The organism is Streptomyces sp. NPDC002564, from assembly GCF_042889645.1.
Lineage (GTDB): Bacteria > Actinomycetota > Actinomycetes > Streptomycetales > Streptomycetaceae > Streptomyces.
On record NZ_JBIARE010000012.1, the window covers coordinates 48,635 to 65,021 of the forward strand.

Below are 16,387 nucleotides of genomic sequence, written 5' to 3' on the forward strand. Positions count from 1 at the left end.
GACGTGCTCAAGGGCCGCCGTTCCCTCCGGGGAGCGGCGGCCCTTTCCCGTACGGGTTCCGTGCGATCCCGTCGGGGTTCCCGCGGGACGATCACCCGATACGTACGAACAGAGGACCGTTCGGCCACCCGCAGCGGTGGCGCCGAGCGTTTCTGGGCGGGCGGGGCGGCCGGGCGGTGCAGCATCGGGCCATGCGTCGTACGTTGCTGACCCTCGCCGTGTGCGGGGCGCTGCTCTCCTCCACTGCCGCCGCCGGCGCGGCCCCCGAGCCGCCCGCCGGGCGCCTCTTCCCCTACGGCGGCCACGCCCGCCAGAACATCACGGTGTACGGGGACAAGGGCCCGGCGCTGATGATCGTGCACGGCGGCTACTGGTCCAAGGACACGGACTGGAGCGGCTGGGCGCGGTGGTTCGCCGCGCGGGGCTTCACCGTGTACGACACGGACTACCGGCTGACCTCGGACGCCGTGTGGCCCGCGCAGCGCGACGACGTGCTGGCGGCGGTGCGCTGGGTGCGGCGGCGGGAGGGCGGCGAGCGGCCGCTCGTGCTCGGCTCCTCCGCGGGCGGGCACCTGGCCCTCCAGGCGGGGGCGTACGGGGCGGGGCATACGCGGGTCCGCGGGGTGGTCGCCCTGTCGCCCGTGGCGTCGCCGCGGCGGGCCTGGCGCGACGGGGCGAAGCGGGGGGCGTCCGCCGAGCGGCGGGAGCTGCGGAGGGCCGCGGAGCGGCTTGCCGGGTGCGTGCCGGATCGCGGGGTGCGGCGCTGCGAGGACCGGTGGGCGGACCTCTCCGTCGCCTCCCACGCCTCCGGCGCGGACGACGCGCCGCTGCTGCTCCTGCACTCGGCGGGGGACTTCGTGCCGCCGGCCCACTCGGCGGAGCTTGCCGCGGCGCAGCGGCGGGCGGGCCTCACGGACGTGACGGTCCGCACGCTCCCCGGCTCCGCCCACGGAGGCCCCCTCCTCAAGACCCCGGGCACCGCATCGGAAATCCTCCGCTGGCTCCGGAAACGGCCCTAACCCGCGCCGGGCCCTCCGGGGCTCCCCAGGGGCCCGCAGATCCCGCGCCGGGCACTCCAGGGCTCCCTCAGGGACACGCAGATCCCGCGCCGGGCACTCCAGGGCTCCCTCAGGGACACGCAGATCCCGCGCCGGGCACTCCAGGGCTCCCTAAGGGGCGCGGGGAACTGCGCGACAAGCCACGACGAACCCGCGGGCGGGCACGGGGCCCGCAGATCCCGCGCCGGGCGCTCCAGGGCTCCCTAAGGGGCGCGGGGAACTGCGCGACAAGCCACGGCGAACCCGCGGCGGGCCACGGACCCGCGCCACGCAGACGCGGTCACCGCGGGCCGCTGCGGGCCGCTCGCGCAGTCCCCCGCGCCCCTGACGGGGCACGAACACGAACCCCGCACCGGGTGCTCAACGGCTGCTGCTCAGCGGAGCCCTCCCCTGCGCCGGGGGAGAAACGTGAAGACCGCCCCGCCCAGCAGGATCACCGTGCCGGCCACCAGTCCGAGCGCCCGCAACGCACCGTCGTGTCCGGCCCCCGTCTCGGCGAGGCCGCCACCACTCGCGGAGCCCCCCGCCGAACCACCCGCGGAGCCCCCCGCGCCTCCCGCCGACCCGCCGCCGGAACCGGACGCGCCGCCCGGCTGGGCCTTCGTGTCGATCTCCAGGGAGACCTCGCTCCTGGTGGGCGTGCACGTCGTCGTCGTGCCCAGCGCCTTGACCGTCAGGACGCCCGGCGACAGCGTCGACCTGCCGTCGGCGCCCGGCTTGTACGTGCCGGTCAGGTCGGGGATGGTCATCGGGTCGCCGGACTTGATCGGCGCCTTGTTCGTCGGGCCCTCGACATGGACGGTGCCCTTGTCGGCGCCGCCCAGCGCGACCTCCATCGACGGCTTCACCGAGTCCGCCGGGATGTCCGCGGGGCTGTCCATCACGGCCTTCTTGAACTGCACCGTCAGGCCGTAACTCCCGCCGTCCTTCTTGGCGTTGATCTGCACCGGCGAGGTGGCTTCCTTGTCGCCGATCGGCGTCTTGCACTTGTAGGGGGTCTGGACCTCCTTGCCGGGGAAGTCGCTCCCTCCGCCGCCGCCACCCGACGTACCGCCCTCGGACGTACCGCCACCGGCGGCACCCCCCGAACCACCGCTGCCGCCGCTGCCACCGCTGCCGCCACCGTTCGCGCCGCCGTTGCCGCCCGAACCGCCGCCGGAACCCCCGCTGCCGTCCGTCACCTTGATCGTCGCGCCCGCCTTCACCTGCTCCTTGGGCGTGCACTTGGTGTCCGTGGAGATCGGCTTGCTGACGTTGATCGTGTACGCGTCCGGCGTGAGCGTCACCTCGCCCGCCGCGGTCAGCTTCAGCTTGCCCTTCATGTCGGACAGGAGCATGGGGCTGTTCTTCTTGATCGGCGGGTTCGTGCGCTCGCCCGCCACGGCGAGGCTGCCGGTCTGGCCGCCGGCCACCTTGACCGTGCCGGACGGCTTGACCGTGTCCTTGTCGAGGTCGAGCACATCGGGGTTCTTGGACGCGGCCTGCGTCGTCTTCCACACGACCTCGACCTGGTCGCCCACCTTGGCCGTGGCCGGTGCCGTGATCTGCACCTGCGTGGTGCCCTGCACGGGCGGCAGGCCGGAGATCGCCGGCGGGATGCACTCGGTCTTGTAGGCGACTTCGGCGGCCTGCGCGGGCCCTGCGGTCAGCAGGAGACCCGCTCCGCCCAGCAGGAGCGCGACCGAGGCCGCGCCCGCTCTCCGTCGTTGCGTGATCACGTGGTTCCCTTCGTCGGACGGTTGTCGGACGGTGCGGAGAGCCGGCCTGCGGGTGCGCCGGGGTCGGTGTCGGGGGTGAACCAGGGCAGCGCGGCGGTCGCCTCCGTCGTGCCCGCGCCGCTCGCGCCGGGGTCCCCCGGAGGTTTCGTACGGGAGGGGCGCGCCGCGTGGGCCGGGGCGCCGCCACCGGGCGTACGGGCCCTGCGGTCCGCGTCGACCGCGCCCTGCGGAAGCCTCAACTGCGGCATCCGCCGGACCAGTTCGGCGAAGCGCCCGGTGCGGTGGCGGCCCGCCCCGCGCCGGTGCGGGCGGAGCCGGTCGACGACCGCCATGCCGATGCGGAAGACGGCCGCGGGCACCACGACGCAGAGCAGGATCCAGAAGAGCGTCACGCCCCAGGGGCGGCCCACGCCCCACGGCTGTTCGGCGAGCACCTTCCCGCCGAACTTCAGCGAGACCAGGTAGTCGCCGTGCGCGCCCGCCGAGAGCTCCACCGGCAGCGTGATCCGCGCCTTCTTGCCCGGCGCGATCGTGCCGCGCCACTGCTGCTCCTCCCACTGCGGGGCGAACACGCCGTGCGAGGTGCCGACCTGGAAGACGGGGTCCTTGACGGGCGCCGGGCCGACGTTGCCGACGGTGAACTCCAGCTTGCGCTGCGGCGGGGCGCCGAACCACGTGAGCACTCCGCTGGAGCCTTCGAGCCCGGTGTCCGTCAGGACGGAGAGCCGTCCGCCGCCGGCCTGCGCGGGCAGTGCCTTCACGGGATGGCCCGCGACCTTGAGCACCGCGTCGACCTGCTGCTTCTCGCCGGTGACCGTCGCGACGTGGACGACGCAGGGGCAGGGCTCCGGCGGCTCGGCGACCGGCAGCTTCTTGTCGAAGGCGCCCTTCTTGTCGGTGGTGACGGCGCGGCCCTCGGCGTTGGCGCAGGAGTTGGTGCCGCCGAGCACCCCCTTGCCGGGCGCGGACCGTCCGCAGACGAGCATCATCAGCAGCGCGTCCGGCCGCCATCCCGCGCCCTTGACGGTCACCGAGCCGCCCTTGCCCGCCTGGGACGCGGAGAGCTTCACGGTCGGCCCGTCCGCGGCGGACGCCGTGGCCTGCGGCAGCAGCGCGAGAGCGAGGAGCGCGAGTGCGGCCAGTACGGCCCCGGCCGCGCCGGGCCTGTTCTTTCCGTTCACAGTTCCTCTCCCGTCCCCGCGACCGCCGCCCCGACCGGGGCCAACTCCCGTGTGCCGTGCTCCTGTTCGTCCGCCGGCTCCGGCCCTTCGGGGCGCCGCCGCCCGCGCACGAGGCGGACCGCGCCGGCCGCGGCGGCCAGCAGCAGGGCGCCGCCGCCCGCGACCGCGCCCCACGGCACGAAGCGGGCCGAGGCGGTGGCGGTGTCGCGGGCGCCGCCCGACGCCGTGGCGGTGAGCTCCACGTCGACCGCGTCCAGCGCCGGCGGGTGCGGCCACGGCTCGGTCAGCGAGACGCGCCGGCCGGGCAGCAGCTCGACCGGCAGGGTGCGCGCGGGGCGGTCGAGACGCGCGCCGAGGACGCCCTTCGCGTGCACCGCGAGCTTCGGCGTCAGCACGGTGTTGCCGCGGTTGACCAGGTCGTACGAGATGCGCTTCGCGCCCGTGTCGACCTTGACCCGCTCGACGGTGAGCGCCGAGAGCGAGGGCCCGCCGACCCGCAGGTGCACGCGCACGCCCACCGTGCGGCCGCCGCCGCTGGCGACGATCGCGCCGGGGTGGTCGCCGGGCACCGCGGTGTCGGGCACGGTCACGGTGAACGGCACCTCGGCGCGGGTCCGGGGCGGCACCTCGACCCGCCGCTTCGCGAAGGTGATCCACGCCCCGGTGTCCTCGGGGTGCTTCCCGGCCGAGGTGACGGAGAGGGCACCGGAGCCGGTGTTGGCCGCGTCCGCGCCGCGCAGGGTGACCGTGCGGGGCTTCGGGCCGGGGTTGGTGACGGCCAGGGTGTCCCGCAGCACCGTGCCGGGGCCGCCCTCCGCGTAGAAGGAGGGCCGCCCGTCCCGCACGGCACGGCCGCCGCCTCCCGCGAGGGGCGCGACGGTCCACCGCGCGGAGCCGCCGCCGTCGTCCGCGAGGGCGGGGCCCGCCCCCGCCGCCGCCAGGACGAGGGCGCACAGCGCGACCCGTGCGGCGGACGTCATCGGCGCATGCGGCTTCGGCGGCATCGGCGGCTCCTGATCTCCGTACGTGATCTTCCTGCGGGGTCCTGCCGGGCTACCGCGAGCGCGCCGCCTGGTTCCTGCGGGTCAGCCAGAGCGTGCCGGCCGCGCCCGCGAGCAGCACGGTGCCGCCGAGGGTGCCGAGCGCGACGGCGGAGTCCGCGGGGCCGGTCTGCGGGAGCTCGCCGCCGCCGGACGCGGAGTCGCCGGTGCCGCCGCTCGTGCCGGACCCGCCCGTCGTACCGCCGGAGCCGGAGTCGGAACCGCCGGAGCCGCCGGAGCCGCCGCCGGAGCCCTTGACGTCCAGTTCCAGGGACGGCTTGGGGTTGTTGGACGGGGTGCAGGTGGTGGTCGTGCCGAGCGCCTTGATGGTGAGGACGCCCGCGGTGAAGGTGACCTTGCCGCTCTTCTTGGGCGTGTACGTCCCCGACAAGTCACTTATCTTGATGGGGGTGTTGGCGGGGATCGCCTCGGCGTTCGTCGCGCCGGAGACCGGCACCGTGCCGCTCTCCGCGCCGCCCAGCTTGATCACCGCGCTGGGCTTCATCGCGCCCTTGCCGAGCTCCACGGGGCTGGACGAGACGCCCTTCTGGAACGACATCGTGAGCTTGTAGCCGCTGCCGCTCTTGACGCTCTTGATGTCGATCGGCGAGACCGCGCTCTTGTCCCCGATCGGCGTCTTGCACTGGTAGTTGACGTCCTGGACGGTGGCCTGCGCGGCGGGGGCGGCCAGCAGCACCGCTGAGCCGCCGGCCAGGGCGGCGGCAAGCGCGAGCGCGGCCGATTTCTTCGTGTGCGACACCTCGTTGTCCCCTCATGCCGGTCGTGGCGTGCCGCGGTGCGGAGGTACAGGTGTTACTGACGGCACATCAGATTGGGCGCTCAAGGTACGCCCGGGGCCTTGTGGAGGGAAGACAAAGGACGCGCCGGATCCGTAGTGATCCGGCGCGTGTGCGAACCGTGGGTAACAGCCGTGGCCATGGGCCGGCGGCGGGGGTCGCCCGGCGCTCTCCGCCGGGGGCGTGCCCGCGACGGGATCCGCCGGGGTCGCCCGCGACGGGATCCGCCGGACAGGCCCTAGGCGGGGGCGCCCAGCTCGGCCCAGACGGTCTTGCCCGCGACTCCCGGGGTGCGGACGACGCCCCAGTCCATGCAGAGCCGCTGCACGATGAACATGCCGTGGCCGCCGGGCCGCCCGGCCCGGTGCGGGGTGCGCGGCGCGGGCTGGCCCGTGCCGCGGTCGGAGACCTCGATGCGCAGCACCTTGCCGTCGCAGGAGAGCCAGAGCTCGTCGGGCCCCTCCGCGTGCAGGCAGGCGTTGGTGACGAGCTCGGAGACGACGAGGAGGACGTCCTCGGCGGCGGCGCGCCGGTCGGCGCCGTCGGCCGGCAGCCAGCCCCACGCGTGCAGCGCCTCGCGGGTGTAGTCCCGGGCGAGCGGGACGATGCCGCTCGCCCCGATCAGGCTGAGCCTGCGGACCTGCCGGCCCGCGGGCGCCTGGGAGACCTGGTCCGCGGGAGCGTCCGCGACGGCGGCCTCGGACTCCGGGCCACGGTCGCCCGGCGAGTAAGGCCGGGTGGTGCTCATCAGCGCTTCACCTCACCGACAAGGGGACTGAGGACTCTGGAAGACGTAGAGAACTCGGGGCGAAAGGGGACATCGGCTGCTTGCCGTTCTGACTGTGGGCGTGAGGACCGCTGTCGACGGATCCAGGTCTCTCCTGCCCGGACGAACCGTGAGAACACCCACTTCTTCGACACGGTCCGTGTGACGCTGGTAACGCCATGATCACGCAGGGACAACTGAAACGTAACTTTCGCGCGTGACCAGCAAGGACCCCGCCGCGGACTCAGTCACCGAGGGCCGCTTCGAGCGTCTCGTGGACCGTGAAGACGGCGTCCGCCCCCGTGATCTCGAAGACCCGGGCGACCACCGGCTGCATCCCCGCGAGGTGCACACCGCCGCCCGCGGCCTCCGCCTTGAGCCGCGCGCCGAGCAGGACGTTCAACCCGGTCGAGTCGCAGAACTCCAGACCCGAGCAGTCGACGACAAGCCGTGCGTAGCCCTCTTCCAGGCAGTTCTCGAGTGGCTCGCGCAACACATCGGCGGTGTGGTGATCCAACTCACCCGCCGGTGTCACGACGGCACTCGTGCCCACCTTCCGCACTTCGACCAGAAGTCGGCCCCTGTGCGCGCTGCCGACCGTCCCGCGGTCCATGCCGTCACTCTCTTCCGACCGTCGTGGCTGTTGATGACGCCCCTGAACATTACGCCCTCCCTACGGTCCGGGGTAGCCGAACATCCCCCCGAAATCGGACATTTAGCCTCAGAAGGCACTTGCGACCGACGCGCGGAAGCGGGTAGGGGTAGAAGAGACAGCAATCGACACGGACGGCTTCGGAGGCGCCGCACACCGCAGTGCACGTATTGGCATCGGCAGCCATATGCCGAGAACGATGGAGGACACCATGTCACCCCGGCTCGACGAATCGCATACTGACCAGGCGACGTCGACACTCCCGCCGCACCACTCCGCAACCGAGATCCCGGGCCCTGCCCACGAGCCCCTGCCGGCTCAGGACGCCCCGGAAGGCACCCACGGCCTTCCCGAGCTCCCCGAGATCCCGCCGTACGACGAGGTGGGGCCGCTGGATGCGAGGGCCCTGTCCAAGACCCTCTTCGAGCGTCTCGAATCGCTCGAGGAAGGCACGCACGAGTACGCGTACGTCCGCAACACCCTGGTCGAACTGAACCTCGCCCTGGTGAAGTTCGCGGCCTCCCGGTTCCGCTCCCGCAGCGAGCCGATGGAGGACATCATCCAGGTCGGCACCATCGGCCTCATCAAGGCGATCGACCGCTTCGAACTCAGCCGCGGCGTCGAGTTCCCCACCTTCGCGATGCCGACGATCGTCGGCGAGATCAAGCGCTTCTTCCGTGACACCAGCTGGTCGGTGCGGGTCCCGCGCCGCCTGCAGGAGCTCCGACTGGACCTCGCCAAGGCGGGCGACGAACTCGCCCAGCAGTTCGATCGCGCCCCCACGGTGGGCGAGCTCGCCGAGCGCCTGGGCATCTCCAAGGACGAGGTCGTCGAGGGGATGGCCGCCTCCAACGCCTACACGGCGAGCTCGCTGGACGCGCAGCCGGAGGAGGACGACTCCGAGGGCGCCCTCGCGGACCGCATCGGCTACGAGGACCACGGACTCGAAGGCATCGAGTACGTCGAGTCGTTGAAGCCGCTGATCGCCGAACTGCCGCCGCGCGACCGGAAGATCCTCTCGTTGCGCTTCGTCGCCAACATGACGCAGTCCGAGATCGGCGAGGAGCTCGGCATCTCGCAGATGCACGTCTCGCGGCTGCTCTCGCGCACCCTCGTCAAGCTCCGCAAGGGCCTGACCGTCGAGGAGTGACGCACCCCGCCGCCCCCAGCGGCAGCTGAACACCCCTGTGGGGCCCGCCGGACGAACACGGCGGGCCCCACAGCCGTATCCGCCCCCGCGCACCCGGTGTACTCGGTGTGCTGTTCTTCTGTTTGCTCTGTCCCGGATGTCACCCGTCGGGGGCGAGCGCCGCCTCGACCGCGGCCCGCGCGTGCAGCCGCGTCGTCGGGAACACCGGCACCGGGCTGTGCTCCTGCCCGATCAGCAGCTCGATCTCGGTGCACCCGAGGATCACGCCCTCGGCCCCTCGACGTACGAGTTCCCCGATGACGTCCCGGTATGCGTCCCGCGAGGCCTCGCGCACCACGCCGAGGCACAACTCCTCGTAGATCACCCGGTGCACGACCGCGCGCCCCGCCGCGTCCGGCACCAGCACGTCGAGCCCGTGCCCCGTGAGGCGGTCCCGGTAGAAGTCCTGCTCCATGGTGAACGCGGTGCCGAGCAGCCCGACCCGGCGCACCCCCGCCGCGCGCACCGCACCGGCGGTGGCATCGCCGAGGTGCAGCAGCGGCACGGAGACCGCGTCCGCCACCTGCGCGGCCACCTTGTGCATGGTGTTCGTACAGATCAGCACGAGCTCGGCCCCGGCCGCCTCGAGCCCCCGCGCCGCCCCGGCCAGCACGTCCCCGGCCCGCTCCCACTCCCCCGCGACCTGCAGCCGCTCGATCTCGGCGAAGTCGACGGAGTACAACACGCAGCGAGCCGAATGCAGCCCCCCGAGCCGCTCCCGCACGAACGTGTTGACGAGCCGGTAGTACTCGGCACTGGACTCCCAACTCATCCCACCGATGAGTCCGATGGTCCTCATGCCTCGTGGCCGACCCGGCGCCCCCGCTGCCACACCTCCCCCACCAACGGCACCCCCGGCCGGTACGCCAGGTGGACGTGGCTGGGGGCGGTCAGGAGGGTGAGGTCGGCTCGGGTGCCGGGGGTGAGGGTGCCGATGTCGGTGCGGCGCAGGGCCGCCGCGCCGCCCGCCGTGGCCGACCAGAGCGCCTCGTCGGGGGTCATCCCCATGTCCCGTACCGCCAGGGCGATGCAGAAGGGGACCGAGGAGGTGAAGGACGAGCCGGGGTTGCAGTCCGTGGAGAGGGCGACCGTGGCGCCCGCGTCCAGGAGGCGGCGGGCGTCGGGCCAGGCGGCGCGGGTGGAGAACTCCGCGCCGGGCAGGAGCGTGGCGACCGTGTCGCCCTGGGCCAGGGCGTCCACGTCCGCGTCCGTGAGGTGCGTGCAGTGGTCGGCCGACGCCGCGTCGAGCTCGACGGCCAACTGCACGCCGGGGCCGTACGACAGCTGGTTGGCGTGGATGCGGGGGTGCAGGCCCTTGGCCCGGCCCGCCGTCAGGATCGCGCGGGCCTGGTCGCCGTCGAAGGCGCCCTTCTCGCAGAAGACGTCGATCCAGCGGGCGTGCGGGGCGCAGGCGTCGAGCATCTCGCCCGTCACCAGCTCCACGTACGCCGCCGGGTCGTCGGCGTGGTCCGGGGAGACGATGTGCGCGCCGAGGAAGGTGACCTCCTCGGTGTGGCGGGCGGCGATGCGCAGGGCCCGCTCCTCGTCCTCGGTGGTCAGGCCGTAGCCCGACTTCGTCTCGAACGTCGTCGTGCCCTGGCGCAGGGCCTCCGCCAGGTAGTGGGTGACGTTGGCCTCCAACTGCTCGTCCGTGGCCGCCCGCGTCGCCGCGACGGTCGTGCGGATGCCGCCCGCCGAGTACGCGCGGCCCGACATACGGGCGTTGAACTCCTGCGTGCGGTCGCCGGCGAAGACCAGGTGGGAGTGGGAGTCGACGAAGCCGGGGATGACGGCGCGGCCCTGCGCGTCGTGGGCCTGGTCCGCCGCGGGGGCCTTGGCACTGGGACCCACCCAGGCGACGCGCTCGCCGTCCAGGACGACGGCCGCGTCCGTGAGGAGGCCCAGGGGGCTTCCGTCGCCCTGCGAGGGGTCGTTGGTGACGAGGCTTGCGATGTTGGTGATGACGGTGGTGGTCATGAGGGCTCCGGGGTGGCAGGGGCTCGGACGGGGGAAGCGCGTCAATCTCTCAGCGCCGCCACCGCCTCCGCCAGCGCCCCCGCCACGTCGGGCACCAGCGTGTGCGCCCCGTCCCGTACGACATGACGGCCGCCCGCCACCGTGTGCCGGACGTCCGCCGCCGTCGCGGCGAACACCGCCGTCTCCGCGGCGAGCCGCGGCACCGGTCCCGCCGTGCGCACCGAGTCCAGGGCGATCGTGGTGAGGTCGGCGAGCGCGCCCGGCTCGATGACGCCCGCGTCGGGCCAGCCCAGCGCCGCGTGGCCGTCCGCCGTGGCCGCGCGCAGCAGCGCCGCCGCCGTCCAGTGCCCTCGGGTGTGCGAGCGGAGCCGTTCGTTCAGCTCCATCGCCCTGGCCTCTTCGAGGATGTCGATCACCGCGTGGCTGTCGCTGCCCAGGGAGAGCGGGCTGCCCGCCCGCTGCAGCCGCGCCGCGGGCCCGATGCCGTCCGCCAGGTCCCGCTCGGTGGTCGGGCACATGCAGGTGCCGGACGAGGTGCCGCCGAGCAGGGCGATGTCCTCGTCCGTGAGGTGGGTGTTGTGGACGCCCGTGGTGCGGGCGCCGAGCACGCCGTGGTCGGCGAGCAGCCGGGTCGGCGTGCGGCCGTGCACCGCCAGGCACGCGTCGTTCTCCGCGGTCTGCTCGGAGAGGTGGACGTGCAGGGGCGCCCGGCGGGCCGCCGCCCACTCGGCCACCGTCCCCAACTGCCGTGCGGGGACGGCCCGTACGGAGTGCACGGCCGCCCCGATCCGGGCGTGCGGGCGCTCCTTGAGCGAGGAGACGCGCTCGGCCCAGGCGTCCGTCGTGCCGTCGGAGAAGCGCAGCTGGTGGCGGTTGGGCGGCTTGCCGCGCTCCGCGTCGAGCAGCCCGGAGGCGACGTAGGCCGTGTCGAGGAGCGTGATGCGCACGCCCGCGTCCGCCGCGGCCTGGACGAGCGCCTCGCCCATCGCGTTGGGGTCCGCGTACGGGACGCCGCCGGGCCCGTGGTGGAGGTAGTGGAACTCCCCCACCGTCGTGATGCCCGCCAGCGCCATCTCCGCGTACACCGCGCGCGCGAGCCGGTGGTACGACTCCGGGGTGAGGCGGTCCGCCACCGCGTACATGACCTCGCGCCAGGTCCAGAACGTGCCGGAGCCGACCTGGACGGTGCCGCGCAGGGCGCGGTGGAAGGCGTGCGAGTGGGCGTTGGCCAGGCCCGGCAGGGTCAGGCCGCGCAGCACGGCCGCCCCGGGCGGGGGCGCGTCGACGCCCCTGCGGACGGCCGTGACGCGGTCGCCCGTCACCTCCACCAGCACGCCCGGCTCCACCGTCGGGTCGAGCCAGGCCTGCTCCAGCCAGTAGGTCTCCGTGGTCACCTGCACGCCAGCCCTTCCAGTACGTCGGCCAGTGCCGTCACCCCGGCCAGGCAGTCGTCCTCGGCGGCGTACTCGGCCGGGGAGTGCGAGACGCCCGTGGGGTTCCGTACGAACAGCATGGCGGTCGGGATGGAGCCGGACAAAATACCCGCGTCGTGTCCCGCGCCGGTGCCGAGGACGGGCAGCGGCCGCGCGGCGCCCGCACCGAGGATCGCGCCGAGCTCGTCGCGCAGCGCGTCCTCGAAGTCGATGACGGGCGTGAAGGACTCGCGGACGACGTCGAGGTCGATGCCGTGCCGGTCCGCGTAGCCGCGGGCGGCCTTCTCGATGCCCGCGAGGACCGTGTCCAGGGACTCCTGGTCGGGCGCGCGCGAGTCGAGCCAGCCGCGGACGAGCGAGGGGATGGCGTTGACGCCGTTCGGCTCGACGGAGATCTTGCCGAAGGTGGCGACCGCCCCCGCGAGCTCGGCCTCGCGGCGGGCGGCGAGGACCGTCTCCGCGTAGGTGAGCATCGGGTCGCGGCGGTCGACCAGGCGGGTGGTGCCCGCGTGGTTGGCCTCGCCGCGGAAGTCGAAGCGCCAGCGGCCGTGCGGCCAGATGGCGCTCGCGATGCCGACGGGGTCGCCCGTCAGGTCCAGGGCGCGGCCCTGCTCGACGTGCAGTTCCACGAACGCGCCGATGCGGGCGAGGCGTTCGGGGTCGGGGCCGATCCCGTACGGGTCGTAGCCCGCCGCCTCCATCGCCTGCGGCAGCGTGACGCCGTCGCCGTCCCTGAGCCGGTGCGCGGCCTCGATGGTGAGCTGTCCGGCGGTGAGCCGGGAGCCCACGCAGGCCAGGCCGAAGCGGGCGCCCTCCTCGTCGCCGAAGTTGACGACGGCGAGCGGCCGGGTCAACTCGGCGCCCCGGGAGCGCAGTTCGTCCAGGGCGGCGAAGGAGGAGACGACGCCGAGGGGGCCGTCGAAGGCGCCGCCGTCGGGGACGGAGTCCAGATGGGAGCCGGTGACGACGGCGTCCCCCTGCTTCGGGTCGCCGAGCCAGGCCCATTGGTTGCCGTTGCGGTCCAGTTCGTAGGCGAGGCCGCGGGACTCGGCCTGCGCCTTGAACCAGGTACGGCAGTCGGCGTCGGCCTCCGTCCAGGCGTAGCGGCGGTAGCCGAGCGAACCGGCGTCCCGCCCGATGGGGGCCAGGTCCCGCCACATCTCCTGGAACGACGGGGGCGACGGAGGCGACGGAGGCGACGGAGGCGACGGGGCCGGCTCGTCGGCCCCCCGGCCGTGCGGCAGGCTCACGCGCCGTCACCCTCCCGCATCGGAATCCGCACGCCCTTCTCGTCCGCCACGGACTCCGCGATGTCGTACCCCGCGTCCACGTGCCGGATGACGCCCATGCCGGGGTCGTTCGTCAGGACGCGGCGGATCTTCTCGCCCGCGAGCGCCGTGCCGTCGGCGACGGAGACCTGGCCCGCGTGGATCGAGCGGCCCATGCCGACGCCGCCGCCGTGGTGGAGGGAGACCCAGGAGGCGCCGGAGGCGACGTTCACCATGGCGTTCAGGAGCGGCCAGTCGGCGATCGCGTCGGAGCCGTCCAGCATGGCCTCCGTCTCGCGGTACGGGGAGGCCACCGAGCCGCAGTCCAGGTGGTCGCGGCCGATGGCGAGCGGCGCGGCGAGCGTGCCGTTGCCGACCATGTCGTTGAACATGTCGCCCGCCTTGTCGCGCTCGCCCTGGCCGAGCCAGCAGATGCGGGCGGGCAGGCCCTGGAAGTGGACGCGCTCGCCGGCCATCCTGATCCAGCGGTGCAGTGACTCGTTCTCCGGGAAGAGGTCCAGGAGCGCCTTGTCGGTCTTGTGGATGTCGGCGGCCTCGCCGGACAGGGCGGCCCAGCGGAAGGGGCCCTTGCCCTCGCAGAAGAGCGGGCGGATGTAGGCGGGGACGAAGCCGGGGAAGGCGAACGCCCGCTCGTACCCGGCCAGTTGCGCCTCGCCGCGGATCGAGTTGCCGTAGTCGAAGACCTCGGCGCCCGCGTCCATGAAGCCGACCATGGCCTCGACGTGCCGGGCCATGGACTCCCGGGCGCGGGTGGTGAAGCCGGCCGGGTCCTTCTCGGCGGCCGTCGCCATGTCGTCGAAGTCGACGCCGAGGGGGAGGTAGGAGAGCGGGTCGTGCGCCGAGGTCTGGTCGGTGACGATGTCGATCGGGGCGCCCTCGGCGAGCAGCCGCGGGAACAGCTCCGCCGCGTTGCCGAGCAGGCCGATGGAGAGCGGGCGGCGGGCGTCCCGCGCCTCGACGGCCAGCTGGAGCGCGTGCTCCAGGGAGTCGGCGCGCACGTCCAGGTACCTGTGCTCGATGCGGCGCTCGATGGCGCGCGGGTCGACGTCGACGCAGAGGGCGACGCCGTCGTTCATCGTGACGGCCAGCGGCTGGGCGCCGCCCATGCCGCCGAGGCCCGCGGTGAGGGTGATGGTGCCGGCCAGGGTGCCGCCGAACCGCTTGGCGGCGACCGCGGCGAACGTCTCGTAGGTGCCCTGGAGGATGCCCTGGGTGCCGATGTAGATCCATGAACCGGCGGTCATCTGGCCGTACATGGTGAGGCCGAGCTGCTCCAGGCGGCGGAACTCCTCCCAGTTCGCCCAGTCGCCGACCAGGTTGGAGTTGGCGATCAGGACGCGCGGCGCCCACTCGTGGGTCTGCATGACGCCGACGGGGCGGCCGGACTGGACGAGCATCGTCTCGTCCTGCTTGAGGGTGCGCAGCGTGCGGACCATCGCGTCGAAGGAGCGCCAGTCGCGGGCGGCCTTGCCGGTGCCGCCGTAGACGACGAGCTTGTCGGGGTGCTCGGCGACCTCGGGGTCCAGGTTGTTCTGCAGCATGCGCAGGGCGGCTTCCTGCTGCCATCCCAGGGCGCTCAGTTCCGTACCGCGCGGGGCCCGTACGGGGCGGGGTCCTGACATGGCGGTGCCTCCTCGGTGAAGCCGCGGGCGAGCCGGCCCGGTCCGGCCGCTGCGCACCCGCTCGATGTGACCTTGTTATTCACATCCTGAGGTCATGAATAGAGCTAGTCAATAGCGAACGAATGCACGAGTACGGCAGCAGGGCCCCGCCCCGGATGATGGGATGGATCAATGGGCCACGACGACGACCGCACACAGCACCTCCGGGCGGCCACCGCCACCACCTCGGGCGCCGAGGCGGCCGCCCGCCGCGACCGGGCCGTGCGCGCCGCCGTCGAACAGGGCGTGGTGGGCCCCGCGGCCCCCGTCGCCGGCCTGCTCGACACCGCGGGGATCCGGGCGGGCGCCGCCGCCCTGCACGCCGCCTTCGACGCCGTCGTCCCGCCCGGCACCCCCGTCCTGCACGCCTTCGCGGTCAAGGCGACCCCGCTCGTCCCGGTGCTGCGGCTGCTGCGCTCGGCGGGCATCGGCGCCGAGGTGGCGAGCCCCGGCGAGCTGGCCCTGGCCCGGGCCGCCGGGATACCCCCCGCCGAGACCGTCCTCGACTCGCCCGCCAAGACCCCGGCGGAACTGCGCGAGGCCCTGGCCCTCGGCATCGCGGTGAACGCGGACAACCCCCAGGAGCTCACCCGGATCGACGCGATGATCCAGTCGGCCCGCACCGGCTCGCCCGTCGGCATCCGCGTGAACCCGCAGATCGGCGGGGGCGCGATCGGCGCCCTGTCGACGGCGACGGCCACCTCCAAGTTCGGTGTGCCGCTGCGCGACGAGGGCGCGCGGGAGTGGGTGGTGCGGGCGTTCCTCGACCGGCCGTGGCTGACCCGCCTGCACGCGCACTCCGGCTCGCAGGGCATGCCCCTGGAGATGATGGTGCGGGGCGTCGCGGCGACGTACGAACTCGCCGAGGAGATCAACGGGCGCGCCGGGCGGCGCCAGGTCGACACCGTCGACATCGGCGGCGGCCTGCCCGTCAACTTCGGCTCGGACGAGGAGACCCCGACCCACGCGCAGTACGCGCGCCGCCTCAAGGCCCGGGTGCCCGGACTGCTGGACGGGCGCTACGGCCTGGTCACCGAGTTCGGCCGCTCGCTGCTGGCCAAGCACGGCACCGTCCTCGCCCGCGTCGAGTACGCCAAGGAGGCGGGCGGCAGGCCCGTCGCGGTGACGCACGCGGGCGTGCAGGTGGCGACGCGGACCGTGTACGCGCCCGCGTCGTGGCCGCTGCGGATCGCCGCGTTCGACGCGCAGGGCCGCCCCAGGAGCGGACCGGTCGTCGGCCAGGACGTCGCGGGCCCGGCCTGCTTCGCGGGCGACCTGCTCGCCGAGAACCGCCCGCTGCCGCTGCTCGAACAGGGCGACTACGTGGCGGCGTTGGACACCGGCGCCTACTACTTCGCCCAGCACTACTCGTACAACAGCCTGACCCGGCCCGGTGTCCACGGCTTCGCCATCGACGGCGACACGGTGCGGTTCGCCGTGGTGCGCGCGCCGCAGACGACCGACGAGATCGTGGCCGAGGCGGGCGGCGCGGAGCGCGACGCGCTGCGGCACCTGTGAGCCCGCCGGGCCGCGGCCGGGCCGCCCGCAGGCTCTGAGCTTCCTCAACTCGCGCATAGTGACGTGGATCACGGGCAGACCCACTCTCCCAGGCCACGTTCTCGGGGG

Annotated in this window: 14 protein-coding genes; 3 read left to right on the plus strand and 11 right to left on the minus strand. The window is 73.8% G+C overall.

The genetic code is table 11. The features are described 5' to 3' along the window. Window positions 1–191 precede the first annotated feature (191 nt). On the plus strand, window positions 192–1,019 hold the full coding sequence (locus tag ACFYXE_RS32085) for an alpha/beta hydrolase family protein (RefSeq protein ID WP_389318665.1): 828 nt from the start codon (window positions 192–194) through the stop codon (window positions 1,017–1,019). A gap of 413 nt (window positions 1,020–1,432) precedes the next feature. On the opposite strand, the gene ACFYXE_RS32090 is transcribed toward ACFYXE_RS32085, so the two are convergent. The 6 genes from ACFYXE_RS32090 to ACFYXE_RS32115 form a co-directional block, all read right to left on the minus strand. Then, complete coding sequence (locus ACFYXE_RS32090; RefSeq protein ID WP_389318892.1) at window positions 1,433–2,773, minus strand: hypothetical protein; 1,341 nt, start codon at window positions 2,771–2,773, stop codon at window positions 1,433–1,435. Beyond that, the gene (locus ACFYXE_RS32095) at window positions 2,773–3,957 is read right to left on the minus strand and encodes a hypothetical protein (RefSeq protein WP_389318667.1); all 1,185 of its coding nucleotides are present in this window, start codon (window positions 3,955–3,957) and stop codon (window positions 2,773–2,775) included. The genes ACFYXE_RS32090 and ACFYXE_RS32095 overlap by 1 nt, the downstream gene beginning before the upstream one ends. Beyond that, the gene (locus tag ACFYXE_RS32100; protein WP_389318669.1) at window positions 3,954–4,961 is read right to left on the minus strand and encodes a hypothetical protein; all 1,008 of its coding nucleotides are present in this window, start codon (window positions 4,959–4,961) and stop codon (window positions 3,954–3,956) included. The genes ACFYXE_RS32095 and ACFYXE_RS32100 overlap by 4 nt, the downstream gene beginning before the upstream one ends. Window positions 4,962–5,010: 49 nt before the next feature. Beyond that, window positions 5,011–5,757, minus strand: a complete 747-nt coding sequence (locus tag ACFYXE_RS32105) for an LPXTG cell wall anchor domain-containing protein (protein WP_389318671.1) — start codon at window positions 5,755–5,757, stop codon at window positions 5,011–5,013. A 275-nt stretch (window positions 5,758–6,032) separates the two neighbouring features. After that, on the minus strand, window positions 6,033–6,542 hold the full coding sequence (locus ACFYXE_RS32110) for an ATP-binding protein (RefSeq protein WP_361171800.1): 510 nt from the start codon (window positions 6,540–6,542) through the stop codon (window positions 6,033–6,035). Between the two features lie 262 nt (window positions 6,543–6,804). Further along, window positions 6,805–7,173: an STAS domain-containing protein gene (locus ACFYXE_RS32115; protein WP_361171803.1), complete on the minus strand. Its 369-nt coding sequence runs from the start codon at window positions 7,171–7,173 to the stop codon at window positions 6,805–6,807. 238 nt (window positions 7,174–7,411) lie between these two features. Between ACFYXE_RS32115 and ACFYXE_RS32120 the strand changes: the two genes are divergently transcribed. Continuing rightward, window positions 7,412–8,362 carry an RNA polymerase sigma factor SigF gene (locus tag ACFYXE_RS32120; protein ID WP_389318674.1) on the plus strand — a complete coding sequence of 317 codons (951 nt, stop codon included), beginning with the start codon at window positions 7,412–7,414 and terminating at the stop codon, window positions 8,360–8,362. A gap of 139 nt (window positions 8,363–8,501) precedes the next feature. Here ACFYXE_RS32120 and ACFYXE_RS32125 read toward each other — a convergent pair whose 3' ends face one another. The 5 genes from ACFYXE_RS32125 to hutU form a co-directional block, all read right to left on the minus strand. After that, window positions 8,502–9,200, minus strand: coding sequence for an aspartate/glutamate racemase family protein (locus ACFYXE_RS32125; protein ID WP_389318676.1), 699 nt, complete (start codon window positions 9,198–9,200; stop codon window positions 8,502–8,504). Further along, window positions 9,197–10,378, minus strand: coding sequence for an imidazolonepropionase (hutI, locus tag ACFYXE_RS32130; RefSeq protein WP_389318678.1), 1,182 nt, complete (start codon window positions 10,376–10,378; stop codon window positions 9,197–9,199). The genes ACFYXE_RS32125 and hutI overlap by 4 nt, the downstream gene beginning before the upstream one ends. Window positions 10,379–10,419: 41 nt before the next feature. Further along, entirely contained in the window at window positions 10,420–11,772 is a 1,353-nt protein-coding gene (locus ACFYXE_RS32135; RefSeq protein ID WP_389318894.1) for a formimidoylglutamate deiminase, read from the minus strand. Further along, the gene (locus ACFYXE_RS32140) at window positions 11,769–12,971 is read right to left on the minus strand and encodes an allantoate amidohydrolase (protein WP_389318680.1); all 1,203 of its coding nucleotides are present in this window, start codon (window positions 12,969–12,971) and stop codon (window positions 11,769–11,771) included. Before ACFYXE_RS32140 ends, ACFYXE_RS32135 begins: the two co-directional genes overlap by 4 nt. 86 nt (window positions 12,972–13,057) lie before the next feature. Continuing rightward, on the minus strand, window positions 13,058–14,722 hold the full coding sequence (gene hutU / locus ACFYXE_RS32145; protein ID WP_389318682.1) for a urocanate hydratase: 1,665 nt from the start codon (window positions 14,720–14,722) through the stop codon (window positions 13,058–13,060). A gap of 171 nt (window positions 14,723–14,893) precedes the next feature. On the opposite strand from hutU, the gene ACFYXE_RS32150 reads away from it, so the two are divergent. Then, entirely contained in the window at window positions 14,894–16,279 is a 1,386-nt protein-coding gene (locus tag ACFYXE_RS32150; RefSeq protein WP_389318684.1) for a diaminopimelate decarboxylase, read from the plus strand. Window positions 16,280–16,387: the final 108 nt, after the last annotated feature.